At 66.3% G+C, this 23,811-nt stretch carries 25 protein-coding genes; 14 read left to right on the top strand and 11 right to left on the bottom strand.

The annotated features are described in order from the left end of the window. Window positions 1–48: 48 nt before the first annotated feature. Window positions 49–993, bottom strand: coding sequence for a DnaJ C-terminal domain-containing protein (locus tag GGR04_RS13235; protein ID WP_183200353.1), 945 nt, complete (start codon window positions 991–993; stop codon window positions 49–51). Between the two features lie 166 nt (window positions 994–1,159). Further along, window positions 1,160–1,423, bottom strand: a complete 264-nt coding sequence (locus tag GGR04_RS13230) for an RT0821/Lpp0805 family surface protein (protein WP_512698880.1) — start codon at window positions 1,421–1,423, stop codon at window positions 1,160–1,162. A gap of 238 nt (window positions 1,424–1,661) precedes the next feature. Between GGR04_RS13230 and pdxH the strand changes: the two genes are divergently transcribed. Then, entirely contained in the window at window positions 1,662–2,279 is a 618-nt protein-coding gene (gene pdxH / locus GGR04_RS13225) for a pyridoxamine 5'-phosphate oxidase (RefSeq protein ID WP_183200388.1), read from the top strand. A gap of 25 nt (window positions 2,280–2,304) precedes the next feature. On the opposite strand, the gene tldD is transcribed toward pdxH, so the two are convergent. Continuing rightward, the gene (gene tldD / locus GGR04_RS13220; RefSeq protein WP_183200351.1) at window positions 2,305–3,720 is read right to left on the bottom strand and encodes a metalloprotease TldD; all 1,416 of its coding nucleotides are present in this window, start codon (window positions 3,718–3,720) and stop codon (window positions 2,305–2,307) included. A 93-nt stretch (window positions 3,721–3,813) separates the two neighbouring features. After that, entirely contained in the window at window positions 3,814–4,311 is a 498-nt protein-coding gene (locus GGR04_RS13215) for an invasion associated locus B family protein (RefSeq protein ID WP_183200350.1), read from the bottom strand. 325 nt (window positions 4,312–4,636) lie between these two features. On the opposite strand from GGR04_RS13215, the gene coxB reads away from it, so the two are divergent. From coxB to rnhA, 11 genes are all read left to right on the top strand, one after another. Then, entirely contained in the window at window positions 4,637–5,581 is a 945-nt protein-coding gene (gene coxB, locus GGR04_RS13210) for a cytochrome c oxidase subunit II (RefSeq protein ID WP_183200349.1), read from the top strand. Between the two features lie 20 nt (window positions 5,582–5,601). After that, the gene (gene ctaD, locus GGR04_RS13205; RefSeq protein WP_183200348.1) at window positions 5,602–7,200 is read left to right on the top strand and encodes a cytochrome c oxidase subunit I; all 1,599 of its coding nucleotides are present in this window, start codon (window positions 5,602–5,604) and stop codon (window positions 7,198–7,200) included. A gap of 117 nt (window positions 7,201–7,317) precedes the next feature. Next, window positions 7,318–8,262 (top strand): heme o synthase, encoded by a 945-nt coding sequence (locus tag GGR04_RS13200; protein WP_183200347.1) that lies wholly within the window; start codon window positions 7,318–7,320, stop codon window positions 8,260–8,262. Then, window positions 8,252–8,401, top strand: coding sequence for a cytochrome c oxidase system small membrane protein (locus tag GGR04_RS13195; RefSeq protein WP_183200346.1), 150 nt, complete (start codon window positions 8,252–8,254; stop codon window positions 8,399–8,401). The genes GGR04_RS13200 and GGR04_RS13195 overlap by 11 nt, the downstream gene beginning before the upstream one ends. Before the next feature lie 2 nt (window positions 8,402–8,403). Continuing rightward, window positions 8,404–9,024, top strand: coding sequence for a cytochrome c oxidase assembly protein (locus tag GGR04_RS13190; protein ID WP_183200345.1), 621 nt, complete (start codon window positions 8,404–8,406; stop codon window positions 9,022–9,024). A gap of 112 nt (window positions 9,025–9,136) precedes the next feature. Beyond that, window positions 9,137–10,018: a cytochrome c oxidase subunit 3 gene (locus tag GGR04_RS13185; protein WP_183200344.1), complete on the top strand. Its 882-nt coding sequence runs from the start codon at window positions 9,137–9,139 to the stop codon at window positions 10,016–10,018. A gap of 75 nt (window positions 10,019–10,093) precedes the next feature. Next, a complete protein-coding gene (locus GGR04_RS13180) occupies window positions 10,094–10,489 on the top strand; it encodes a DUF983 domain-containing protein (RefSeq protein WP_183200343.1) in 396 nt (131 codons plus the stop codon). Window positions 10,490–10,499: 10 nt separating this feature from the next. Next, the gene (locus GGR04_RS13175; RefSeq protein WP_183200342.1) at window positions 10,500–11,270 is read left to right on the top strand and encodes an SURF1 family protein; all 771 of its coding nucleotides are present in this window, start codon (window positions 10,500–10,502) and stop codon (window positions 11,268–11,270) included. 60 nt (window positions 11,271–11,330) lie between these two features. Further along, entirely contained in the window at window positions 11,331–12,359 is a 1,029-nt protein-coding gene (ispH, locus tag GGR04_RS13170) for a 4-hydroxy-3-methylbut-2-enyl diphosphate reductase (protein WP_183200341.1), read from the top strand. A gap of 1 nt (window position 12,360) precedes the next feature. Then, a complete protein-coding gene (locus GGR04_RS13165; RefSeq protein WP_183200340.1) occupies window positions 12,361–13,341 on the top strand; it encodes a homoserine kinase in 981 nt (326 codons plus the stop codon). A 17-nt stretch (window positions 13,342–13,358) separates the two neighbouring features. Beyond that, a complete protein-coding gene (gene rnhA / locus GGR04_RS13160; RefSeq protein WP_183200387.1) occupies window positions 13,359–13,817 on the top strand; it encodes a ribonuclease HI in 459 nt (152 codons plus the stop codon). A 12-nt stretch (window positions 13,818–13,829) separates the two neighbouring features. Here rnhA and GGR04_RS13155 read toward each other — a convergent pair whose 3' ends face one another. Together GGR04_RS13155 and GGR04_RS13150 are read right to left on the bottom strand one after the other, a co-directional pair. Beyond that, complete coding sequence (locus GGR04_RS13155) at window positions 13,830–14,315, bottom strand: peroxiredoxin (protein WP_183200339.1); 486 nt, start codon at window positions 14,313–14,315, stop codon at window positions 13,830–13,832. A 43-nt stretch (window positions 14,316–14,358) separates the two neighbouring features. After that, window positions 14,359–15,198 (bottom strand): protein-disulfide reductase DsbD domain-containing protein, encoded by an 840-nt coding sequence (locus GGR04_RS13150; protein ID WP_183200338.1) that lies wholly within the window; start codon window positions 15,196–15,198, stop codon window positions 14,359–14,361. A gap of 129 nt (window positions 15,199–15,327) precedes the next feature. On the opposite strand from GGR04_RS13150, the gene GGR04_RS13145 reads away from it, so the two are divergent. Next, the gene (locus GGR04_RS13145; protein ID WP_246393142.1) at window positions 15,328–15,921 is read left to right on the top strand and encodes a YqgE/AlgH family protein; all 594 of its coding nucleotides are present in this window, start codon (window positions 15,328–15,330) and stop codon (window positions 15,919–15,921) included. A gap of 18 nt (window positions 15,922–15,939) precedes the next feature. Here the strand turns inward: GGR04_RS13145 and GGR04_RS13140 are convergent, their stop codons facing one another. From GGR04_RS13140 to thrC, 4 genes are read right to left on the bottom strand one after another with little or no spacing between them, the layout of a single operon-like run. Beyond that, window positions 15,940–18,819: an EAL domain-containing protein gene (locus tag GGR04_RS13140; protein WP_183200386.1), complete on the bottom strand. Its 2,880-nt coding sequence runs from the start codon at window positions 18,817–18,819 to the stop codon at window positions 15,940–15,942. A 44-nt stretch (window positions 18,820–18,863) separates the two neighbouring features. Further along, complete coding sequence (locus GGR04_RS13135; protein ID WP_183200336.1) at window positions 18,864–19,472, bottom strand: GNAT family N-acetyltransferase; 609 nt, start codon at window positions 19,470–19,472, stop codon at window positions 18,864–18,866. Between the two features lie 17 nt (window positions 19,473–19,489). Continuing rightward, the gene (locus GGR04_RS13130; RefSeq protein ID WP_183200335.1) at window positions 19,490–20,797 is read right to left on the bottom strand and encodes a M16 family metallopeptidase; all 1,308 of its coding nucleotides are present in this window, start codon (window positions 20,795–20,797) and stop codon (window positions 19,490–19,492) included. Next, window positions 20,794–22,215 carry a threonine synthase gene (gene thrC / locus GGR04_RS13125; protein WP_183200334.1) on the bottom strand — a complete coding sequence of 474 codons (1,422 nt, stop codon included), beginning with the start codon at window positions 22,213–22,215 and terminating at the stop codon, window positions 20,794–20,796. The genes GGR04_RS13130 and thrC overlap by 4 nt, the downstream gene beginning before the upstream one ends. A gap of 126 nt (window positions 22,216–22,341) precedes the next feature. On the opposite strand from thrC, the gene GGR04_RS13120 reads away from it, so the two are divergent. Then, window positions 22,342–22,914, top strand: a complete 573-nt coding sequence (locus GGR04_RS13120) for a hypothetical protein (RefSeq protein WP_183200333.1) — start codon at window positions 22,342–22,344, stop codon at window positions 22,912–22,914. 34 nt (window positions 22,915–22,948) lie between these two features. On the opposite strand, the gene GGR04_RS13115 is transcribed toward GGR04_RS13120, so the two are convergent. After that, window positions 22,949–23,632 (bottom strand): HAD family hydrolase, encoded by a 684-nt coding sequence (locus GGR04_RS13115; RefSeq protein ID WP_183200332.1) that lies wholly within the window; start codon window positions 23,630–23,632, stop codon window positions 22,949–22,951. Window positions 23,633–23,811 lie beyond the last annotated feature (179 nt).

Below are 23,811 nucleotides of genomic sequence, written 5' to 3'. Positions count from 1 at the left end.
GCAGCATGCCTCTCGCGCTCGCCGAAACGGTCGCGGGCGATGGTTTCCTCAGTTCTGCGCGTCGCGTCGGCGCTGGAGCAGGGCGGTGAGTTCGGCATCGGGCTCGGGCGGCAGCGTCAGCATCAAGGTCGCGAGGATGTCACCCCGCGTGCCGTCCTTCCGCGTCAGTCCCTTGCCCTTCAAGCGCAGCGTGCGCCCGGAATTCGTCCAGGGCTGCACCTTCGTCGTCACCTTGCCTTCGAGCGTCTCGATGGTGATGCGCCCGCCGAGCACGGCATCGGCGAGGTCGACGGCTTGATCCACCAGAAGATCGCGGTCCTGCACTGCAAAGCGCGGATGTTCGGCGAAGGAGATGGTGACGAGCGCGTCGCCGGCCGGTCCGCCATTGAACACGGCAGGCTGACCCTGGCCCCGCAGGCGGATCGTCTGGCCGTCCTCGACGCCGTCGGGAAGGCGGATCGCCAGATGTTTGCCGTTCGGAAACACCGCCTCGACCTTCTCGTCGGAAACGATGTCCTCCAGCCGCACCTTCAACGTGGCGCGGATGTCCTCGCCCTTGCTCGGCGTGTTGCGCGCGGCGGTGAAGCCGCCTGCGCCCCGCGCGCCGCTCCGCTTCGAGCCGCCGAACGCCTGGTCGAAGAAGTCCGAGAAGAGGCCTTCGGTGCCCGGAAAGTCCTGCGCGCCGCCGGTACCGCGAAAGTCGAAGCCGCCGCCGGTGCCACGCCCGGTGCCGAACGGGCTGTCGCCGCCGCCGAAGCCGGAAAACTTCGGCTTGCCTTCGGCGTCGATCTCGCCGCGGTCGAACTTCTCGCGCTTGTCCTTCTCGCCGAGGATCTCGTAGGCTTGGTTCGCCTCGTTGAAGCGCGCGCCCGCATTGGCGTCGTCCGCGTTCGCGTCGGGGTGATACTTCTTCGCGAGCTTGCGGAACGCGGACTTGATCTCCGCCTCGCTGGCAGTCTTGCCGACGCCGAGAACGGTATAGGGGTCACGCATAGGGCGCAGGATCCTGGAACGGTGGACGAGACGGCGGTTCCGACGTTGGCCAGACGGCGGACGGCCGGCGCGATTGCGCCAGCCACGACCTATATGGCGAGATGCCGCATCGAATTGAAGTCCCTTCCACACCGGGAAGAGGAAGGCGCCGGGCGAAGAGGCCGACTTAGCGACCCTGCGAGAAGTGTGTGAGGGTCCATTCGCCCTGGCCGCGCGTGCAGGCCTCGCCGTCGTAGAGCGCGACGCCATCGAAGCGCTGGCGCGAGGTGCGGAAGGAGCGGCAGATCTCGTCGCCGGCCCGGGTCTCGCGAATCGCGGTGATCGTTCCGGTAGCGCCGGTTTCGGCGTTCGACCATGCCAACGGCTCGGCTTCGATCGTCTCGATCTTGGCCGCCGACACGGCGTTGCGCACCGTCGCGCTGTCGGACACGGTTTCTCGGGAGTCCGCCGGCGCCGGCGCCGCGATCGAAGCCGTGGTGATCGAGCGGTCCACTGCCGCCTCTTCCAGCGCAGATCCGTTCATGACGGTGCAGCCCGTCAGCAAGGGGCATGCGAGAGCGAAAACAGACAAGACCTGCAACGTCCGAATCATCGTACCCTTCAGTCTTTGCCGTCGCCGCCGATCGCCCGTAAAAGGCGCAAGGCGAGAATCGGAGTTCGGCTCGATGATGGACAAAACGACCTTAACGTTCGGTGAAATTGCGCTTCCGGCAGATCCGTTTGCCGCTTTCGGGATCTGGCTGCGCGATGCCGAGGCGTCGGAGCCGAACGATCCGAACGCCATGTCGCTGGCGACGGTCGATTCGGATGGCCTTCCTGACGTCCGGATGGTCCTTCTGAAGGGCTTCGACCGACGCGGCTTCGTCTTCTACACGAATTTCGAGAGCCGAAAAGGGGAGGAGATCCGTGCCACCCGAAAGGCAGCGCTGAACTTCCACTGGAAGTCGCTGCATCGCCAGATTCGCATTCGCGGCGATGTCGAGATCGTGAGCGACGAGGAGGCCGACGCCTATTACGCGAGCCGCGCGCGGGAGAGCCGGATCGGGGCATGGGCCTCGCTCCAATCCCGCCCGCTTGAGAACCGGGAGACATTGGAGCGCCGGGTCGAGGACCTCGGGTCACAATATGGCGAGGGCCCGATCCCGCGACCGCCGGTTTGGTCGGGCTTTCGCGTCGTGCCGCGCGAGATCGAGTTCTGGCACGACGGCGCCTTCCGACTTCACGACCGCTATCGGCTGACCCGGACGGGCGCCGACGACTGGACCGCCTCACGCCTCTATCCGTGACCCGCAGCGCCGGTCGGCCTACTGCTCAGGCTTCGGTGCCGCCGACCGTGATCTGGTCCATGCGCAGATGCGGCTGGCCGACGCCGACCGGCACCCACTGGCCGGCTTTGCCGCAATTGCCGATCCCGGCGTCGAGCGCCAGATCGTTGCCGACCATCGAGACGCGGTGCATGGCGTCCGGGCCGTTGCCGATCAGCATCACGCCCTTCAGCGGCTCGCCGACGACGCCGTTGCGGATGCGATAGGCCTCCGTGCAGTTGAAGACGAACTTGCCGGAGGTGATGTCCACCTGGCCTCCGTTGAACGAGACGGTGTAGATCCCGTCCTTCACCGACGAGAGAATCTCCTCTGGCGTCTTGTCGCCGGCCAGCATCATCGTGTTGGTCATGCGCGGCATCGGCGCGTGGGCGTAGGATTGGCGCCGGCCGTTGCCGGTGGCCTCCATGCCCATGAGGCGGGCGTTCTGCCGATCCTGCATGTAGTTGACGAGCTTGCCGTCGTCGATCAGCACCGTGCGGTTGGTGGGCGAACCCTCGTCGTCGATCGTCAGCGACCCGCGCCGCTCCGAGATCGTGCCGTCGTCCACCACGGTCACCCCGCGCGCGGCCACCTGCTGGCCGAGGAGGCCGGCGAAGGCGGACGTCTTCTTGCGGTTGAAGTCGCCCTCCAGCCCATGCCCCACCGCCTCGTGCAGCATCACGCCCGGCCAGCCCGCGCCGAGCACGATGTCGAACGTGCCGGCCGGCGCCGCGACCGCCTCGAGATTGACGCGAGCCTGACGCAGCGCCTCGTCGGCGAGCGACTGCCAGCTCTCGGTCATGGTGAAGCCCGAGAAGCCGGTGCGCCCACCTGCGCCCGAAGAGCCCGTCTCCTGCCGGTCGCCGCGGCCCGCGACCACCGAGACGTTGAGGCGCACGAGCGGGCGGACGTCCTGCACCAGCCTTCCGTCGGCGCGCAGGATCTCGACGACCTGCCATTGCGTGGCCAGCGAAACGCTGACCTGACGCACCGCCTCGTCTTTCGAGCGAAGATAGCCGTCGATCTGCTGGAGGAGCTTGACCTTCGCTTCGAAACCCGGCTCGGGAATCGGGTTCTCGTCGCCGTAGAGGCGAATATTGGTGCCACGCGGCGCCTGCGCCAGTTCACCGGAATGGCCGGAGCGTACGGCGCGCACGGCCTGCGAGGCGCGGCGAAGCGCGCCGCCGGAGAGATCGCCGGCATGGGCAAAACCGATCGCCTCGCCGGCGACGCAGCGCAGCCCGAAGCCCTGGTCCGTGCTGAAATCGCCGGCCTTCAGCCGGCCGTTGTCGAAGACGAGCGATTCCTGCTCGCGGTATTCGACAAAGAGTTCGCCGTCGTCGGCTCCCTGCAGCGTATCGGAGACGATCGTCTCGATCTCGGCACGCGACAGGTCGAACCGGTCGATCAGGGAAAGGGCCATCATCCGCTCCAAACGCTTCAATCAGCGCTCCAGATAGGCGCGGACGGCGACGCTGTCATCGCGGCATGGCCGGAAAGCTTGCAACGTGCCGGATCAGGGGAGGGCGGCGAAGCCTTCACTGAACCCCTTGAGATCGACGGGAATGCCGATTCCCTCTTCCGGCGTCTGGAAGACGATGAAGGTGGCGGAGGTGCCGGTGGAAAGGGTCTGGCGCAGCGTATCCTCGAGAATCACCTCGGCATAGCATCCGTCCTCGAAGCAGCGCACGAACTGGGCGCGGCCGATGTCCTTGCCGTCGACATAGAGGCCGAGCCCGTTGGGCAGGAGAATGCCGAGCGGCGCGAGAACGCGCAGGATCTGCGCCTTGCCGTCCGCCGTCTTCAACGCCAGCACCGACAGCCCGACCTCGGGCCGATCTTCGGCGACGACGTTCTGCAGCAGAGCGCATTGCTCGCCGGCGGCGCCCGCCGGCTGGTCGCACACGACGGCCCAGGCGCCGTGCTGGGACTTCACCGTTCCCGTCTGGGCGAGGGCTGCGAGCGGCAGCAGCGAGACGAGCGCGACCGCCGCCGAGGCGAGGAGGGTTTTCATGAAATCTTCCCGAGAAAGCGCCGAGGGTCGAGAGCGCCTTATGGCAAACGAAACGTTAATGCATTCCCTATCTGCGCGTCGACAAGCCCACCGAGGCTTGCTGACGGACGGTCGTGCCGGCGCCGATACCGGGATGCAACGATCGCATTATGTCGCAAGGCGCCGTGGCCCGCTCGTGTTGCGAAGGCGGCGGTTTCGTGGTTGAAGCGACCTCGGTACCTGCACATTAGCGGCATTCGAGATTGCGCGACGCTCGCGTCGATCTGGAATTGGCGCTACTCGTCCGGCAGGATGGAATCATATCCTTCCACGAGGGAGAGCATTCGTGAAGAGAACAGCCATCGCAGCGGGCGTGCTTGCCGGTTCGACCCTCGCAGCAGCCGCGCAGGATGCCGTGCTCCATCCCGGTCAGCCGCATCCCTGGCAGATCAACCTTCAGGAAGCGCTGTCGCCGATCGAGGCGCAGATCCACTGGTTCAGCAACTACACGCTCTGGTTCATCGTCCCGATCGTGATCTTCGTGGCAGGCCTGCTCGGCTGGGTCGCCTTCCGCTATCGCGAGAGCCGCAACGCGACGCCCTCGCGCACCAGCCACAACACGGCCATCGAGGTGGTCTGGACGCTAGCGCCGGTTCTCATCCTGCTCTGCCTCGCAATTCCTTCGTTCCAGCTTCTGACGGCGCAGTACAATCCGCCGCGCGAGCCTGAACTGACCGTCAAGGCGACGGGGTACCAGTGGTACTGGGGCTACGAGTACCAGCCCGCGCAGACCGAGGCCGCGGCTTCTTCGGCGGTCGCCGGCACGGCCGAGAACCCTGCCTCGCCCGCCGCGCAGCCGGTGTCGTACCTGTCTTATCCGCTGGCCGAAGACGCCCGCGGTACAGCCGGCAAGGACGACCGCGAGACCTATCCGCGGCTTCTCGCGGTGGACAACGAGATGGTGATCCCGGTCGATACGGTGGTCCGCCTCCTCTCCACCGGCGGCGACGTCATCCATTCCTTCGCGATGCCGTCGATGGGCGTGAAGGTCGATGCCATTCCCGGCCGTCTCAACGAATACTGGTTCGAGGCCAACCGCGAGGGCATGTTCTACGGACAGTGCTCCGAGCTCTGTGGGTCCAGCCACTACAATATGCCGATCGGCATGCGCGTCGTGAGCAAGGAGCAGTTCCAGACCTGGCTCGCGGCGGCCGCCACCAACGTCGAAAATGCCAACGCCCAGCTCACCGCCGAGATCGCCGCCGCGAAATCGGTCGTGGCCGCGCGCTGAAAGCGCAGGGGGAGAGACACATGGCTCACGCCGCCGAACACGATGCCCACGACCACCGGCCGACCGGTTGGACGCGCTGGGTCTACTCGACGAACCATAAGGACATCGGGACTCTCTACCTGATCTTCGCGATCTGCGCCGGCATCATCGGCGGCGCGTTGTCGGTGGCGATGCGCATGGAGCTTCAGGAGCCCGGTCTCCAGATCTTCGGCAACCCGCAGCTCTACAACGTCTTCACCACCGGCCACGGCCTGATCATGATCTTCTTCATGGTCATGCCCGCGCTCATCGGTGGCTTCGCCAACTGGATGATCCCGATCATGATCGGGGCGCCGGACATGGCCTTTCCGCGCCTGAACAACATCTCGTTCTGGCTCATCGTGCCCGCCTTCCTGCTGCTGATTCTGTCGATGTTCGTCGAGGGCGCGCCCGGCACGAACGGCGCCGGCACGGGCTGGACCATGTATCCGCCACTCTCGACCGTCGGCCATCCCGGCCCGGCCGTCGATCTTGCGATCTTCGGGCTGCACATCGCGGGCGCCTCGTCGATCCTCGGCGCGATCAACTTCATCACCACCATCCTCAACATGCGCGCTCCCGGCATGACGCTGCACAAGATGCCGCTCTTCGCCTGGTCGGTGCTCGTGACCGCGTTCCTCCTGCTTCTGTCGTTGCCCGTTCTCGCCGGCGCGATCACCATGCTTCTGACCGATCGCAATTTCGGCACGACCTTCTTCGCGCCCGAGGGCGGCGGCGACCCGATCCTCTACCAGCACCTGTTCTGGTTCTTCGGTCACCCGGAAGTCTACATCCTGATCCTGCCGGCCTTCGGCATCGTCAGCCACGTCATCTCCACCTTCTCGAAGAAGCCCGTCTTCGGCTATCTCGGCATGGCCTACGCCATGGTCGCCATCGGCGTCGTCGGTTTCGTGGTGTGGGCGCACCACATGTATACGACCGGCATTTCGCTCAACACGCAGCGCTATTTCGTCTTTGCGACGATGGTCATCGCGGTGCCCACGGGCATCAAGATCTTCTCCTGGATCGCGACGATGTGGGGTGGTTCAATCCGCTTCGCGACGCCGATGCTCTGGGCCATCGGCTTCATCTTCCTCTTCACCGTCGGCGGCGTCACGGGCGTCAAGCTCGCCAACGCCGGTATGGACCGCGTGCTGCATGACACCTACTACGTGGTCGCGCACTTCCACTACGTTCTGTCGCTCGGCGCCGTCTTCGCCATCTTTGCGGGCTGGTACTACTGGTTCCCCAAGATGAGCGGCTACATGTACAACGAGACGATCGGCAAGGTTCATTTCTGGATGACTTTCGTCGGCGTGAACCTGATCTTCTTCCCGCAGCATTTCCTCGGCGCCGCCGGCATGCCACGCCGTTACGCCGATTATCCGGATGCGTTCGCGGGCTGGAACTACGTCTCGTCGATCGGCTCCTACATCTCGGCCGTCGCAGTGTTCGTCTTCCTCTACGGCGTCTACGAGGCCTTCTCCAAGAAGCGTCTCGCTGGTGCCAACCCCTGGGGGGCGGGGGCCACGACCCTCGAGTGGCAGCTGTCGTCGCCGCCGCCGTTCCACCAGTGGGAAGAGCTGCCGCGTATCCGCTGAGCGAATCGTCCGCGATCCCGGACTAGGCCGGGATCGCTTCGTTCCGAACTCTCCTCCACCCGGCACCGCTCGCAGCTTGATTCCCCGTTGTCGCGAGCAACGCCAAAGAGGACGCCCATGACCGCCATCGACCACCTGCCGAGCGCCAGCGACCGTCCGCTGATCAGCCTCGCGGAACCTGGCGACTTCATCGCCCTTCTCAAGCCGCGCGTGATGTCGCTCGTCCTGCTCACCGCGGTGACGGGCTTCCTCATCGCGCCCGGCCCCGTCAATCCCGTGCTGGCCTTTGTGTCGCTCGCCGCGATCGCGCTCGGCGCGGGTGCCTCTGGCGCGTTGAACATGTGGTACGACGCCGACATCGACCGGATCATGGCGCGCACCGCCAAGCGTCCGGTGCCGACCGGTCGAATCACGCCGGGTGCGGCGCTGGCCTTCGGCCTGTCGCTCTCGATCTTCGCCGTGATGCTGCTGGGTCTCGCCGCCAACTGGTTCGCGGCCTCGTTCCTGGCCTTCACCATCGTTTTCTACGCCGTCGTCTACACGATGGGCCTCAAACGCCGCACCGTGCAGAACATCGTCATCGGTGGGGCCGCCGGGGCGTTTCCGCCGATGGTGGCCTGGGCGGCCGTCACGGGCGGTCTCTCCTGGGAGAGCTTCGTGCTTTTCCTCATCATCTTTCTGTGGACACCGCCGCACTTCTGGGCGCTGGCGTTGTTCAAGATGAAGGATTACGGCGCGGCGGGCATCCCGATGTTGCCGAACGTGGCGGGCGAGCGATCGACCCGGATTCACATCTTCGTCTACTCGCTGATCCTCGCACCGGTGGGCGTCCTGCCGTTTGCGATGGGCTTTGCCGGTCTCGTCTATGGTTCGGCCTCGGTCGCGCTCGGCGCGGTGTTCGTGTTCCGGGCGTTTCAAGTGCTGCGGATGCAGGACGGGGATGTTGTCATGCTGCCGGCGAAGCGTCTGTTCGGCTTCTCCATCCTCTACCTTTTCGCCCTCTTCACCATTCTTCTGGTCGAGACCGTGGTCTCGCGGGGATGGATGCTTCATGTCGGTTGATCCCCGCAACGAGCGCATTCGCCTCAGCGCTGCGGAAAGCCGCGCGCAGCGTCGCAGGTCGATCGCCATCGGCGTCACGCTGGTGGCGATGGTCGTGGTCTTCTACGTCGTGACGCTCATCAAGATGGGGGCGGTCTGACGATGGAAGAGCAGCGCAAGCAGGATCTGCGCGGTGTCGCGTCTTCGCGCCGCCGAGCACAGATCATAGCCTTCAGTTGCGTGGCGTTCACCTGCGGCATGGTCGGCGCCGCCTACGCCTCGGTTCCGCTTTACCGGCTGTTCTGCCAGATGACCGGTTACGGTGGCACGACGCAGCGCGCCGAGCAGGCCTCCGCCACCGTTCTGGACCGCACGATCAACGTGCGTTTCGACGCCAACGCGTCGCCTTCGGTTCCCTGGGATTTCCAACCGACGGAGCGGGAGGTGACGGTGAAGCTCGGCGAGACCCGGCAGACGTCCTACCGTGTCAAGAACCGCTCCAACCAGCCCGTGACGGCGCAGGCGACGTTCAACGTCACGCCGCTTCTGTCCGGCGCGTATTTCAACAAGATCGCGTGCTTCTGCTTCTCGAACCAGACGCTGCAGCCGGGCGAAGAGGTGGACATGCCCGTCGTCTTCTTCGTCGATCCCGCGCTGATCGACGACCCCGACGTGAAGGACGCGGCGACCATCACGCTCTCCTACACGTTCTTTCCGGCAACGCCCGCGGCGGCCCCCGTCGCCGACGCGGGCAAGCCGACGGGTTCGAGCGACAAGCTCTGACGCTTTTCCAACCGGCGCGGTCGGGGGATCGCGCCGTCCTTGAAACGGGATCTTTGGTATCCATCCGCAATTGCTGGTAAGGAAGCAGGGGCTGGGATGAGTGGAACGAACCATGGCTGACACGACGCATACGAAGCATCACGACTACCACATCATCGACCCCAGCCCGTGGCCGTTCCTCGCCTCGCTCGGCGCCTTCATCATGCTGTTCGGCGCGGTGGCGTGGATGCGACACCACGCCGGTTCGCCCTTCATGTTCCTCGGCGCGAACATCGCCACGCCCTCGATCTTCTTCGTCGGTCTGGCGCTCGTCCTCTACACCATGTTCGCGTGGTGGTCTGATACGATCAAGGAAGGCCGCGAAGGGGCGCACACGCCTGTCGTGTCGATGCACCTGCGCTACGGCATGATTATGTTCATCGCCTCCGAGGTGATGTTCTTCGTCGCATGGTTCTGGGCCTTCTTCGACGCAAGTCTCTTTCCCGGCGAGGCGATCCAGGCGGCGCGGACACAGGCACTTGGCGGCGTCTGGCCACCGAAGGGCATCGAGGTGCTCGATCCGCTGCACCTGCCGTTGTTCAACACGATCACGCTGCTTCTCTCGGGCACCACGGCCACCTGGGCGCATCACGCGATGCTCGAGGACGACCGCAAGTCGCTGATCACCGGCCTTGCGCTGACTGTCTTCCTCGGCGTGATCTTCTCCTACGTCCAGTATTTCGAATACGCCCATGCGCCCTTCGCGTTCGGCGGCTCGATCTACGGCTCGACCTTCTTCATGGCGACGGGCTTCCACGGCTTCCATGTCATGGTCGGCATCATCTTCCTCGCGGTCTGCCTGCTGCGGGCGATCCGTGGACACTTCACGCCGCACAAGCATTTCGGCTTCGAGGCGGCCGCGTGGTACTGGCACTTCGTCGACGTGGTCTGGCTCTTTCTTTTCTTCGCCATCTACGTCTGGGGCGGATGGGGCGCGCCGATTCACGCCGGCTGATCCAGTCCTGCATTCGCGATATCGGGACGGGGCGGCTTCGGCCGCCTTTCCTTTTTGGAAGGGGACGGTCCGCGCATGACCGACGACAATCCGAGCCATCCAGGCATCGATCCCGCGAGGTCCGGCGCGCTGGGGCGTTGTCCCCGCTGCGGACGCGGACGACTGTTCGCGGGGTTCCTTCGGCTCGAAGCGTCCTGCGACCGATGTGATCTCGACTTCAGGCCGCTCGACTCCGCCGATGGCCCGGCCTTCTTCGTGATGACCATCGTTGGCTTCGTCGTGGTGGGCTTGGCGCTTTACACCGAGGTCGTCTACAGCCCCCCGATCTGGGTCCACCTGCTTCTCTGGCTTCCGCTGACCTTCATTCTCGCTCTGCCGCTGATGCGAGTGGCGAAGGGGCTGATGGTCGGACTGCAGTTCCGCAGCAAGGCGGCCGAGGGCCGCTTGGCGTCGCATGACCGCACCGACTGAAGACGGAAACATGCCGACGGCGGGCGACGCCAACCCTTCGCTCGCGCGTTCCCTCTTCGTCGTGCTGGTCTGCCTGACCGGGATCGCGATCCTGTCCGGGCTTGGAGCTTGGCAGGTCGAGCGACTGAACTGGAAGAATGCTCTCGTCGAACGCATCGACGCGCGCATTCATGCCACGCCCGTTCCCGTCGCCGACATTGCAGTACGGTTCTCCGCCGGCGAGGACATCGACTACGTGCCGGCGACGGCAACCGGCACGTTCGACTATCGCGGCGAGCGCTACTTCCTGTCGACCTTCGACGGGCAAGCGGGCTGGAACGTCTACGCGCCGCTCGTCCTCGACGACGGATCGGCGGTGCTCTTCGTCAATCGCGGCTTCGTGCCCTACGATCGCAAGGATCCCGTGACGCGTCCCGATGGAAATCCTGCAGGCCTCGTGACCATCACCGGCCTCTCGCGTGCGCCGGCGCAGGGTAAGGCCAGCTGGTTCATGCCCGACAACGATCTTACGAAGAACACCTTCTTCTGGCGCAGCGTGCCCGACATGGCGGCGGGTCTCGCGCTGCCCGCGGGCACGCAGGTTCTGCCGTTCACGCTGGATGCCGGACCAGGAAAAGCCGAGGGCGGCTACCCGGTCGGGGGCACCACCGTCATCGACATTCCCAACAACCATTTGCAATACGCCATCACCTGGTTCGGGCTGGCGGGGGTGCTGGCGGTGATGCTCCTGCTGTTCCTCGTGCGGCGCGTCGCGTCGTGGCGACGGTCCGGACCGGCTTGACAGGGCGGGGCTCGATCCCTTCATTCCCCGCATGAGACGCCCGAGACCGGAGAATCCGATTTGTCCGACGAGAACGGCAAGCCCCCGCTGACGATCCGGCTTTGCGAGCCCCGCGGCTTCTGCGCGGGCGTCGATCGCGCGATCCAGATCGTGGTGCTGGCGCTGAAGCGCTACGGCGCCCCGGTCTACGTGCGTCACGAGATCGTCCACAACAAATACGTCGTGGACGGGCTGCGCGACATGGGTGCCGTCTTCGTGCGCGATCTCGACAACATCCCCGACGACGGCCAACCGGTTGTCTTCTCCGCCCATGGGGTGCCGAAGTCGGTGCCGGCCGAGGCGGAACGACGGGAGATGCTCTATCTCGACGCGACCTGTCCTCTGGTGTCGAAGGTCCACAAGCAGGCGGTGCGTCACGTTCGCTTGGGCCGTCGGGTGCTGCTCATCGGCCACCGGGGACATCCGGAAGTCGTGGGCACCATGGGACAGCTTCCCGAGGGCAGCGTGGTGCTGATCGAAACGGAGGAGGACGTCGCGGCCTACGATCCCGCCGATCCCGCCGCGCTCGGCTTCGTGACGCAGACGACGCTCTCGGTCGACGACACCAAGGGGATCATCGACGCCCTGCAGCGTAAGTTCCCTTTGATGGAAGCGCCGTCGTCGGAATCGATCTGCTACGCCACCACGAACCGGCAGGATGCGGTGAAGGCTTCGGCGGTCGGCACCGATCTCTTCCTCATCGTCGGCGCGCCGAATTCCTCGAACTCGCGCCGTCTGGTCGAGGTGGCCGAACGGGCCGGGTCGCGAAGGGGTCTGTTGGTCCAGGGCGTTGCCGACGTGCGGGTGGGCGAGATTGCGCCGGGGTCCGTGCTCGGCATGTCCGCGGGCGCCTCCGCACCGGAAGTGCTGACCGACGAGATCCTGGCGGCGCTTCGGGCGCGCTTCGAGGTGCGGATCGAACTCGTTCAGACCGCGATCGAGAACGAGAACTTCCCGGTCATGCGGTCGCTGCGCGACGTGCCGCTGACGGCGGCCGACATGGCCTTCGTCAACGGCGACCGGCCGCTCGCCGCAACGCGGGTGATCTGAGATGGCCGTCTATACAGATGTCGGCGAGGCCGAGCTTTCCGCCTTTCTCGCGCGCTACGATCTGGGCGCGCTGCTCAGCTACAAGGGGATCGCAGAAGGCGTCGAGAACTCCAATTTCCTCGTCAGAACAGAGGCCGGGACGTTCATCCTCACTCTCTACGAGAAGAGGGTGAACCGCGACGACCTGCCGTTCTTCATCGGGCTGATGGAGCATCTGGCGGCCGAGGGGCTCTCGTGTCCGCTCCCGGTGCCGCCGCGCGAGGGAAGCGTGCTCGGCGAACTCGCGGGTCGTCCGGGTGCGCTCTTCACCTTTCTCGAGGGCATGTGGACGCGGCGCCCCAACGCCGAGCAGTGCCGCGAGGTCGGGGGGGCGCTGGCCGGCATGCACAAGGCGACGCAAGGTTTTGCGCTTCGCCGTCCGAACGCGCTGTCGGTCGAGAGCTGGCGACCACTATTCGAAGGCTGCGGACCGCGTGCCGACGACGTCGAGCCGGGGCTTTCGGACGAGATCCTTTCGGAACTCGGCGCGCTGGAGGCCGCTTGGCCGAGCGACCTGCCGACCGGTGTGCTGCATGCCGATCTCTTCCCCGACAACGTCTTCTTCCTGCAGGGACGGCTTTCGGGACTCATCGATTTCTACTTCGCCTGCAACGACATCCTTGCCTACGATCTGGCGATCTGTCTCTGCGCCTGGTGCTTCGAGCAGGACGGCGCCTTCAACGTGACGAAGGGGCGCGCGATGATCGAGGGCTATCGGGCCGTGCACCCGCTTTCGCCGGCCGAACTCGACGCTCTGCCGATCCTCGCGCGGGGCGCCGCCATGCGGTTCCTGCTGACGCGCCTCTACGACTGGATTCACATTCCCGACACGTCCTTCGTGACGAAGAAGGATCCGCGCGAATATCTGCGCAAGTCGCGCTTTCACCGACAGGTGCAAAGCGTTGCCGACTATGGCGTTTCCCTCGAAAGTGCATCCGCATGACAGACGAATCGGCTTCGCTGACGCGTGTCGACGTGTTCACCGATGGCGCCTGTTCGGGCAATCCGGGCCCCGGTGGCTGGGGGGCGATCCTGCGCACCGGCGACACCGAGCGCGAGCTGTCCGGCGGCGAGGCGCACACCACGAACAACCGGATGGAACTTCTCGCGGCGATCGAATCGCTGACGACGTTGAAGCGGGCCTGCGACGTCCATCTCCATTCCGACTCGCAATACATGCGTGACGGCATCACCAAGTGGATTCACGGCTGGAAGCGCAACGGCTGGAAGACCGCCGACCGCAAACCGGTGAAGAATGCCGAGCTGTGGCAGCGGCTGGACGCCGAGCGAAACCGGCATTCCGTGACCTTCCACTGGGTGAAAGGCCACGCCGGCCACGCCGAGAACGAGCGGGCCGACGAATTGGCGCGTCAGGGCATGGCGCCGTTCAAGACCCGGCGTGCGACCTCGCCGGCTTGATCTGCAGCGCTCTCAGAGTTGCGAGAGGATCGTCGCGGCCGACGAGGTCTCGGCTTGGCCGGGCGAATCCTCGACATTGAGGGCCTTCACGACGCCGTCCTCGACGATCATCGAATAGCGCTTGGACCGTGTGCCCATGCCGCCGACAGCCATGTCCATGTCGAGGCCCACGGCGCGGGTGAAGTCCGCGTTGCCGTCTGCCAGAAAGAGGATCTGGTCGGTGGCGCCGGTCGCGTTGCGCCAAGCCTTCATCACGTGAACGTCGTTGACCGACACAACCGCAATGTCGTCGACGCCCTTGGCGCGAATCTCCCCGTTCAGATCGAGGAAGCCCGGCAGATGGTTCATCGTGCAGGTGGGCGTGAAGGCGCCGGGAACGGCGAAGAGCACGACTTTGCGGCCGCCGAAGATCTCCGCCGAGGTGATCGGCTTCGGGCCGTCCTCGCCCGGCGTGCGGAAGGTGGCTTCGGGCAGGCGGTCGCCGATCGACAGGGGCATGGCATCGTCCTCGGGGAAAGAGTCGGGCAAGGGCTCGCGAGTCTCATGGCAGCGAGACGGCGAGCGAGCGGGATAATCGGGCGGTCTCGCCGGAGGTCAACAGCAAATCGACGTGGAGGCTGCCCGACGGGCCGACGGAGCGCCGCTCCACCGGAATGGTGAAGGCCAGCATGCCGGGATGGGCCGGGTCGTCGTGCGCGACGGGAAGGCCGAACGTCCACCCGGCCGGACCGCCGACGAAGAGCGCAGCGAGCGCTCCGTCAGTTCGTGGGAGGTCGGTGGTCACCGCGATCTCTCGCCCGTCCGGCGACAGGCGGGCCGCGATCGTCGAGGACGTGGGCGCTTCGTCCGGCAGGGCTGCGAAGGCGGAGGCGACGGCGGCTTGGGACGATAGGCCGGGGTCGGGGCGCGCTTCGAGGCTGGCCTGCAGGGGCACGCAGATCTCGCGACAGACGCCGAGGAGGAGATCCGCCCTCAACACCGGAGAGGCGCCGGTGGCTAATGAACTGCGCAGGGCGAAGGCCGTGGGGGCATCATACCCGACGCTGACGTCGGACCCTTCGTGGAACCGGATCGGAACCGGGTAATCGACCGCGACGGGGCCAAGGCCGGCTGACCGATCGAACCGCAGATCGGGCGCCAACCCGACCGGGCCGGGGGCGATCCAGTAGGTCTTCCAGCCCGGCTCGAGATCGATGACGAGCGCCCCCCGCACCTCGCCGGTCTCGTCGGCGGGCAGCAGGCGGAGCGTCACCGTGGCCGCCTCGTGTCGGATCTGGTCTGCGGCGCGGGCGCCGTGCGAAAGGGCCAGAAGCGCGATCACGCTCCTGGCCAACAGCCGCGAGCGGCGTCGCGCAAGGCTGCTTGGCAAGGTGTCGGACATCGACGCGCCGCCTCCACGCGGTTCGGCGGCGATGGCGCGGCCTCGATCGGATCGGATGGAGGCACACGTCACGTCGCAGGTGCAAAAGCGACCGGACATCTCTATCTTCCTCCCATGGACCTGGAAAAGATGCGCAGTCGATCCGACGAAACCTCGTCTCTCGAGGGACACTTTCTGATCGCCATGCCCGGCATGGACGACGAGCGCTTCGTTCGCAGCGTCGTCTACGTGTGCGCCCATTCGTCGAACGGAGCGATGGGGTTCGTCATCAACAAGGGGCAACCACTGAGCTTTGCAGCCTTGCTGACGCAACTCGACATCGTCGACAACGAGGACGAGATCCGGTTGCCCGGTCGGGGCCGCGAGGTCTCCGTCTGCATGGGCGGACCGGTCGAGCGCGGGCGCGGCTTCGTCCTCCATTCAGACGACTACGATTCCGAATCAACGGTCTCGGTGGACGAAGGCATCGCGCTGACGCCGACTCTCGACATCCTGAAGGCGATCTCGAAGGGCATCGGGCCGTCCACCGCGATCATGGCGCTCGGCTATGCCGGATGGGGCGCAGGCCAACTGGAGGCCGAAATCGCCGCGAATGGCTGGCTCACCTGTCCCGCCGATCTCTCGATCCTGTTCGACGCCGAACTCGACGGCAAGTACAGCCGGGCGCTCGGCATCCTCGGCGTCGATCCGGCCTTCCTGACGAGCGAAGCCGGGCACGCCTGACGACCGCCACCCGATCCATCAGCTCGCCTTCTTGGTCGTGCGGTCCTGCAGTCGACGACGCGCCTCCTCGGCCGTCAGCGGCGGCGAAAACATGTAGCTCTGCGCGTATTCGCAGTTGAGCTGGCGCAGCCGACCGGCGTCGAGTTCGTTGTCCACGCCTTCGGCCACGACGGCGAGCCCCAGTTGGTGCGCCATCGTCACGATCGACTGAACGATGATGGGCCGCTGCGGCTGCGCGTCGCCGCGCAGGAAGGACTGGTCGATCTTCAGCGTGTCGAACGGGAAACGCATCAGGTACGAGAGCGACGAGTACCCGGTGCCGAAGTCGTCGAGCGACAGGCCGACGCCCATCTGCTTGAGATTGTCGAGCAGCTTGGCCGAGCGCTCTGGATTGTCCATCACCAGAGATTCGGTCAGTTCGAGCTTCAGCGTCTCCGGGGCGATACCGTATCGCTTGAGGATCTGGCGCACGTCGTTGACGAGATCCTGGCGGATCAGCTGGCGACTGGAGATGTTGACCGAGCAGAAGAGCTTGGACTGGCCGGGCAGCTTCTGCCAGTCGGAGAGGCGGCGCACCGCCTCGTCCAGCGCGAACTGGCCGAGCTGGACGATCAGTCCGGTGTTCTCGGCGATGGGAATGAACTCGGCGGGCGAGACCGGGCCGCGCTTGGCGTGCTGCCAACGCATCAGTGCCTCGAACCCGACGATCTCGCCGGTGGCGAGCTTGACGATGGGCTGGAAGGCCAGCGTCAGCTCGTTGCGACCGAAGGCGCGGCGAAGGTCCGATTCCAATTCGACGCGGCCCGACGCATGCGTCTTGAACGAGGGGCGGAACGGTTCGATCCGGTCGCCGCCGAGGCGCTTGGCCTGATAGGTCGCAAGCTCCGCCTCGCGCAGCACCTCGTCGGCACCGGCCCCCTCGGTCCAGGCAGTCAGGCCGACCGAGGCGGTCAGGATGATGTCTCGCTCGCCGAAGGCGATGGGCGCGCGCACGACGTCGCGCAGCGTCTCGGCGAAGGCGCCGACGGCACCGACCTCGCTCTCCGACATGAGAATCAGGCCGAACTGGTCGCCGGAGAGGCGCGCCAGCGAATCCTGCGGCTTCAACACGCGCTTCAGGCGTCGCCCGACGGTGAGGAGGATCGTGTCGCCGGTGGCGATGCCGAAATCGTCGTTCACCTGCTTGAAGCGGTCGATGTCGATGACGAAGAGGGTGGGGCGGACGTCGGGGCGCGTCGCCGCCAGCGCGGCGATGGAATCGAGACGGTCGATGAAGAGTTCGCGGTTCGGTAGGCCGGTTAGCTGGTCGTGCAGGGCGTCGTGGAGAAGGCGCTCCTCGGCCTTCTTGCGCTCCGTCACATCCTTCAAGGTGCCGACGCAGCGCACGACTTCGCCGTTGGAGCCGAGCACGGGGCGCGCGCGCAGGCTCATCCAGTGGTAGTGACCGTCGTCGCTGCGCACGCGGAAGTCTTGCGAGATGCGGCCGCGCCGGTGTTCGAGGATGGTGTCGAGCGTCACCTTGAAGCGGTCACGGTCGTCGGGATGGAGGATCGGCAGCCAGTCGCGCGCCGGTCCGTTCATCGCGCCCACCGGCATGCCGAGAAGGCTGTCGGCGTCCGATCCCGCGAAGATACGGTCGCGCGCGACGTCCCAGTCCCAGATCGCGTCGCCAGTACCGGCCAGCGCCAGCGAGCGCCGCTCCATGTCCGACAGGAGGCCGCTGCCGAACGTGCCGCCGGCAAAGGCGTGCTGCATCACGGTGAAGCCGATGAGGAGTACGATGAGCACGAGGCCGCCGCCGAGCGCCGGCTGGATGATGTCGTTGTCGATGCGCCCGGTCACCGTCAACCAGCCTGCGGCGAGCCAGAACAGGATGAGGATCCAGGTCGGGATCAGCATGATCGCGCGATCGTAGCGCACGACGGAGAGCGAGAGGATGAGAAGGAACCCGATCCCCGCGGTCGCCGCCAACGACATGCGGGCGATGCCGGACGCCATCGGCGGATCGAAGGCGGCGAGGACGCCGAGGCCGCCGAGCCCGGTCAGCCACAGCGCGGTGAAAGCCGAGAGGATGCCGTGCCAGCGGTTGAGGTTCAGATAGGCGTAGAGAAAGACGACGAGCGAGAAGGCGAGGGCGACTTCGGTGCCGGCCCTCCAGATCCGCTCCTCGCCGGGCACGATCGGTACGAGCTTCTGCCAGAAGTCGAAGTCGATGCAGATGTAGGCGAGCACGGCCCAGGCCAGCGCCGCCGTGGCGGGGAACATCGGCGACCCCTTCACCACGAAGAGAATCGTCAGGAACACCGCCAGCAGACCCGCGATGCCCAGCACGATGCCGCGATACAGGGTGAAAGCGTTGATCGTGTCCTTATAGGCGTTGGGCTCCCACAGCCGGATCTCCGGCAGGCGATCCGACGACAGTTCGGCGACGAAGGTGATGATGGTGCCGGGGTCGAGCGTCACGAGGAAGACGTCGGCCTCCGGGCTGTCCTGACGGTCGAGCGCGAAGCCTTCCGAGGGCGTGATCGCGGCGATGCGCTGGGCGCCGAGATCGGGCCAGATCAACCCGGATCGCGACAGTCGAAAATGCGGCGCGACGACGAGGCGGTCGATCTGACCATCGGTGTTGTTGGCGAGCGCGAAGACCGCCCAGTTTCCGGACGGATTGGCGGAACTCGATTCCACCTCGATGCGCCGCACGATGCCGTCGTTTCCGGGGACGGTGGAAACCTGAAAATTGGCACCGCGATTGGGGTGAAGATCGACGGCGGGCAGCAGATCGATCGCGACGTCCTCGCGCCCGATGCTGACCGGCGAGAGCGCGAGGCTCGGACCGACTCCGGCGAACGAACTCAAAAGGCAGAGCAGGAGGATCAGGAGGCGTCGGGTATGCGGCATGAAGGGAGACGGAACCTTGTTCTCGCGGGTGGCGGTGATCGAGGTCATGCCGAATCGACCGGCGGGTTCCGGGCAGACCAGTCGTCGACCAACAGCGAATACAGGTGATGATCCTCCCAGACACCGGCGATTCTGAGGTAGTCTCGCAGATAGCCCTCGCGCCGGAAACCGGATTTTTCGAGGAGCCGGATCGAGCGGGCGTTGCTGGGCAGACACGCGGCCTCGATCCGGTGAAGCTGCTCGACTTCGAAGGCGAAGAGGCACACGGTCTCGACCGCACGCGACATCACGCCTTGGCCGGCATAGCGGGCGCCCATCCAGTAGCCAAGCGTCGCCGAGAGGGCCACGCCGCGCTGGATGCGCCCGAGCGTGAGCCCGCCCTGCAGGCGTCGCCCGGTGGCATCGAAGACGAAGAACGTGTAGCCGGTGCGCTCGCGCGCATCGAGATGGTAGCGTCGCAGCCGCAGGCGGAAGGCGGCGCGCGTGAGTTCGCCTTCGCTCCAGAGCGGCTCCCACGGCATGAGGAAGGACCGGCTTTCTTCGCGCAGCGAACGCCACGCCTCGTAGTCCGAGAGGCGGGGCATGCGGAGCGTGACGTCGCGACCGGCGAGGACGGGGCGTGCCGCGGCCTGGGTCCAGTCGAACAACCTCATCGCACCCCGTCCGGCGATCAGCCGTTCGCTGCCGCCGGAAGCGGGTGGGCGGCCCGGCCGGAGCGCGTCGCGCCCATCAGGTCGGACAGCGCGGGCAGATGCGTCACCGGCCCGATCGCGGCCAGCGTCGGCACCGCGTCGAGGAACATGGCGCCCGCCAGATCCGCCAGCCGCGGGGCGGTGATGGCGCCGAGCCGGTCCAGCAGTTCGCCGTTCGAGATGATCGCGCCGTTGAACATCAGCTGGCGGGCCATCTGTCCGGCCCGCGAGGCCGGGCTTTCCTGGCTCATCAGGAGGCTGGAGCGCATCTGTGCGCGCGCGCGAACGACTTCCTTCTCGGTGATGCCTTCGGCCGCCTTCACCAGCTCCTGGACGATCACGGGCGCGAGTTCGGCGAGTTCCTCTTCTCCTGTTGCGGCGTGTACGCCGAAGATCCCGGAATCGGAGAAGCTCCAGTGGAAGGCAGAGATCGCGTAGCAGAGGCCGCGCGTCTCGCGGACCTCCTGAAACAGGCGGGACGACATGCCGCCGCCGAGGATGATCGACAGGATCTGCGCCGAGTAGAAGTCGCGTTTGTAGTAGGGTCGGCCCTCGAATCCGAGCACCATCTGCGCGTCGGCAAGGTCGCGCTGCTCGCGAAACTCGCCGCCGCTGTAGCGTGCGGTCTCGCGCGGCGAAGCGCTCGCAGGGCGCTTGGCGATGTCGCCGAACGCCGCCGTGACGCGGTCGACGATGTCCTGATGCGACACGGCACCGGCCGCGGACACGATCATCTCGCCTGGCGAATAATGCCGATCGAGATAGGTGCGCAGATCCGCCGGCGTGAAGGAGCGCACGCTCTCGCGCGTGCCGAGGATCGGACGCCCGATCACTTGGCCCGCGAAGGCCGATTCCTGGAAATGGTCGAAGACGATGTCGTCCGGCGTGTCTTCGGCGGCGCCGAGCTCCTGCAGCACGACCTGCTGCTCGCGCTCGAGTTCCTCCGCCTCGAACCGCGAATCGAGCAGGATGTCGGACAGGATGTCGATCGCGAGCGGAACGTCGTCCTTCATCACGCGGGCGTAGTAGGCGGTGGTTTCGACGCTGGTGGAGGCGTTGAGCTCGCCGCCGACGTCCTCGATCTCTTCGGCGATGCGACGCGCGCTGCGCTGCGTGGTGCCCTTGAAGGCCATGTGTTCGAGGAGATGCGCGATGCCGTGCTCGCTCGGCGACTCGTCGCGCGCTCCGGCCTTCACCCAGACGCCGAGCGCGGCGCTTTCCAGCGTCGGCATCGTCTCCGTGGCGATCGTCAGGCCGTTCGACAGACGGGTGATCTCGACGCTCATGCGGCGGCTCCCAGCCGGACGGCCCGACTGCGTTCGCGAATGTAGGCCTGCAGCGCCGCAAGATCGTTGGGCAGGACGTCGAACCGCTCGCCCTTCGTCATCAGGTCGCCATGGCTCGGCGGCAACGGAGGCTCGATGCCGCAGGCCGCCTTCACCGAGGCCGGGAACTTGGCGGGGTGCGCCGTTCCCAGCGTGATCATCGCGACGTCACCGATATGCGCGTCCGCCACTGCGACGCCGACGGCGGTGTGGGGGTCGAGGAGGTAGGCGGTGGTGCCGAGATAGGCGCGGATCGTCTCGGCGGTCTGCGTCTCGCTCGTGCGCCCGGCGTCGAACTCGGCGCGGATGGCGTCGAGCGTCGCCTCGGGAATCGTGAAGGCGCGCGACTGCTGCAGCTGCTGCATCATCGAGCGCAGGGCATCCACGTCGCGGCCGCCGGCGTCGAAGAGGAGCCGCTCGAAATTGGACGAGATCTCGATGTCCATCGAGGGCGACATGGTGGCGTGGACGCCCTCCATCTCGTAGCGCCCGGTGCGCAGCGTGCGCTCGAGAATGTCGTTCTCGTTGGTCGCGACGATCAGACGATCGACGGGCAGCCCCATGCGCTTGGCAGCGTATCCGGCAAAAATGTCGCCGAAATTTCCGGTCGGCACGGTGAAGGACACTTTGCGCGCCGGCGCGCCGACGCTGGCGGCGGCCGTGAAGTAATAGACGATCTGGGCCATGATCCGCGCCCAGTTGATCGAATTGACGCCCGACAGCGCCGCTTCCGACCGGAAGGCCCGGTCGTTGAACATGGCCTTCACCATGGCCTGGCAGTCGTCGAACGTGCCCTCGATCGCCACGGCATGGACGCTAGCGGCCTCCGACGTCGTCATCTGGCGCTGCTGCACCGGCGAGACGCGGCCCTTGGGAAAGAGGATGAACATATCGGTTCGGTCGCTGCCGGCGAAGGCCGAGATCGCCGCGCCGCCGGTGTCGCCCGAGGTGGCGCCGACGATCGTGGCGCGCTGGCCGCGCTCGGCGAGCACGTGGTCCATCAGCCGCGCGAGCAGCTGCATCGCCACGTCCTTGAAGGCGAGCGTCGGTCCGTGGAACAGTTCGAGCACGAAGTGCCGGTCGCCGATCTGCACCAGCGGCGCCACGGCGGGGTGGCGGAACGTCGCGTAGGCCTCACGCACCATGCGCTCGAGGTCGGCGGCCGGGATGTCCTCGCCGACGAACGGCGTCAACACCTCGATCGCCACGTCGGCATAGGAGCGCCCGGCAAAGGACGCGATGGCCTCCGGCGTGATGGTCGGCCAGGTTTCGGGAACATAGAGGCCGCCATCGCTGGCAAGACCTGCCAGAAGAACGTCCGCGAAACCCAGGATCGGAGCTTCGCCCCGCGAACTCACATATCTCACGACTACTCCCATCGGCCCTGTCCGGGCCGCTTCTCATCGTCGGTCGGGGAAAGCCCTCGTTTTCCGGACGGTGGCGGTCGCAACGCGACAGGCAGCCTGATATAGAACGGCCCACCACGATAAGGGAAGAACCGCGGGATGCATATGTCTCTGGTTTCCAAGAGTTCGACGCTCGCCGGCGTCGTCGCGGCCGGTCTGCTCACTGCCGCCTGCAGCACGTCGGGCACGGGAACACCGGCGGCCCCGCCGGTGGTGCGCCCGGTCCAGACGGCCGAAAGCGCCGGGGTGGTGCCCGATTACTGCCCGCAGGTGAGCCTTCGCGAGGGCACCGCCATCCTGCGCCGGGGTGCCGGCGACAATCTTCAGTACATCGCGTCGATCGCTTCGACGACGCGCTCCTGCCGGGTCAAAGACGGGCAACTCTATATGGAGATCGGCGTCGCTGGGCGCCTCGTGCCGGGCCTTTCTGCCAAGCCGGGCACGACCCAGCTGCCGATCCGCATCGCCATCGTGGATGCCGGAAAAGTCGCCTACAGCAAGCTGGGGCAGGTGTCCGTCTCCACCGATCCCGCCGGTGGTCCGCAGAGCTTCAGCTATGTCGATCGCGCCATCCGCATTCCCGTGCCGGCCGGCAAGACGCTCGTCGTGTTCGCGGGGTTCGACGAGGGGGCGCCAGCCGGCGCCAAACCGGCGGCTCAGCCGCGAAGCTGAGACGCGCCGGTGGCCGTCACGGGTAGAAGCCGCGTCAGGCGGCTTCCCATTCGGCGAAGGCTTCCACCACGGCCTGAAAGTCCGACAGCCGGCGGATGATCGTCTCGGCGCCCGCCTCGGTCAGCGCGTCACCGTGACCTGGGTAGGTGTGCTTGCCGCCGACGAAACCGACCACGCGGCAGCCGGCCGCGCTCGCCGCGGCCACGCCGTGCACCGAATCCTCGATCACCACGGCCTCGCGCGGCGAGACGCCGAACTGCTCGGCCCCGAAGAGATAGACGTCCGGCGCCGGCTTGCCGCGCTTGGTGCCGACTTCCAGCGCCGAGAACACGTAGGGGCGGAACTTGTCCCAGAGCCCGACCTTGCGCAGGCACATCTCGAGCCGCATCGACATCGAATTCGAGCAGATGCAACGCGGCAGGTCGAGCCTGTCCAGCATCTCCGCCGCTCCGGCGATGGCGGTGATGTCGCTCGCCAGCCGCTTCTCGATCTCGGCGTCCGTCTTGGCGGCGAAATCGTCCGGGAAGTTCATGCCGGACTCTTCGGCCAAGAGCTCCATCATGCGCAGCAGCGTCAGCCCGGCGAAGCGCTCGGCGATCTCCTCGGCGGTGATCTCGTAGCCGAGTTCGCCGAGGCGCTCGGCCTCGACCCGCGCCGCGATGATCTCGGAATCGATGAGCACGCCATCGCAATCGAACATGATGAGGGAGAGAGCCATCGCATGCGCTCCTGAGGGCATCGAACCGGAGGGTGAATGGCGGTTCGGTTAACATGGCGGGGCCGGGAAGAACACCCGCGCGGGCCGCAAGGCAGCGTCCCACCGCGATTTGAGGGCGCGCCTTCACCTCCCGTTAAGCCCGTTCGGTAACCATGACACCCACAAGCCGAGTGTCGAGT

The sequence above is a fragment of the Aureimonas pseudogalii genome, from assembly GCF_014196835.1.
Taxonomy (GTDB): Bacteria; Pseudomonadota; Alphaproteobacteria; order Rhizobiales; family Rhizobiaceae; genus Aureimonas; species Aureimonas pseudogalii.
The sequence above is the reverse complement of the archived record's forward strand: the minus strand, read 5'-3'. Positions and strand labels throughout refer to the sequence as shown.

Coding starts and splice junctions, on each gene's coding strand:
- GGR04_RS13145 (WP_246393142.1), top strand. CDS start 15,328: ATGCGCAGTCGATCCGACGAAACCTCGTCTCTCGAGGGACACTTTCTG.
- ctaD (WP_183200348.1), top strand. CDS start 5,602: ATGGCTCACGCCGCCGAACACGATGCCCACGACCACCGGCCGACCGGT.
- GGR04_RS13120 (WP_183200333.1), top strand. CDS start 22,342: ATGCATATGTCTCTGGTTTCCAAGAGTTCGACGCTCGCCGGCGTCGTC.
- thrC (WP_183200334.1), bottom strand. CDS start 22,215: ATGGGAGTAGTCGTGAGATATGTGAGTTCGCGGGGCGAAGCTCCGATC.
- GGR04_RS13195 (WP_183200346.1), top strand. CDS start 8,252: ATGTCGGTTGATCCCCGCAACGAGCGCATTCGCCTCAGCGCTGCGGAA.
- GGR04_RS13165 (WP_183200340.1), top strand. CDS start 12,361: ATGGCCGTCTATACAGATGTCGGCGAGGCCGAGCTTTCCGCCTTTCTC.
- GGR04_RS13215 (WP_183200350.1), bottom strand. CDS start 4,311: ATGAAAACCCTCCTCGCCTCGGCGGCGGTCGCGCTCGTCTCGCTGCTG.
- GGR04_RS13235 (WP_183200353.1), bottom strand. CDS start 993: ATGCGTGACCCCTATACCGTTCTCGGCGTCGGCAAGACTGCCAGCGAG.
- GGR04_RS13185 (WP_183200344.1), top strand. CDS start 9,137: ATGGCTGACACGACGCATACGAAGCATCACGACTACCACATCATCGAC.
- GGR04_RS13130 (WP_183200335.1), bottom strand. CDS start 20,797: ATGAGCGTCGAGATCACCCGTCTGTCGAACGGCCTGACGATCGCCACG.
- GGR04_RS13150 (WP_183200338.1), bottom strand. CDS start 15,198: ATGTCCGACACCTTGCCAAGCAGCCTTGCGCGACGCCGCTCGCGGCTG.
- pdxH (WP_183200388.1), top strand. CDS start 1,662: ATGGACAAAACGACCTTAACGTTCGGTGAAATTGCGCTTCCGGCAGAT.
- GGR04_RS13190 (WP_183200345.1), top strand. CDS start 8,404: ATGGAAGAGCAGCGCAAGCAGGATCTGCGCGGTGTCGCGTCTTCGCGC.
- GGR04_RS13180 (WP_183200343.1), top strand. CDS start 10,094: ATGACCGACGACAATCCGAGCCATCCAGGCATCGATCCCGCGAGGTCC.
- tldD (WP_183200351.1), bottom strand. CDS start 3,720: ATGGCCCTTTCCCTGATCGACCGGTTCGACCTGTCGCGTGCCGAGATC.
- GGR04_RS13200 (WP_183200347.1), top strand. CDS start 7,318: ATGACCGCCATCGACCACCTGCCGAGCGCCAGCGACCGTCCGCTGATC.
- GGR04_RS13135 (WP_183200336.1), bottom strand. CDS start 19,472: ATGAGGTTGTTCGACTGGACCCAGGCCGCGGCACGCCCCGTCCTCGCC.
- GGR04_RS13155 (WP_183200339.1), bottom strand. CDS start 14,315: ATGCCCCTGTCGATCGGCGACCGCCTGCCCGAAGCCACCTTCCGCACG.
- GGR04_RS13115 (WP_183200332.1), bottom strand. CDS start 23,632: ATGGCTCTCTCCCTCATCATGTTCGATTGCGATGGCGTGCTCATCGAT.
- GGR04_RS13140 (WP_183200386.1), bottom strand. CDS start 18,819: ATGCCGCATACCCGACGCCTCCTGATCCTCCTGCTCTGCCTTTTGAGT.
- GGR04_RS13175 (WP_183200342.1), top strand. CDS start 10,500: ATGCCGACGGCGGGCGACGCCAACCCTTCGCTCGCGCGTTCCCTCTTC.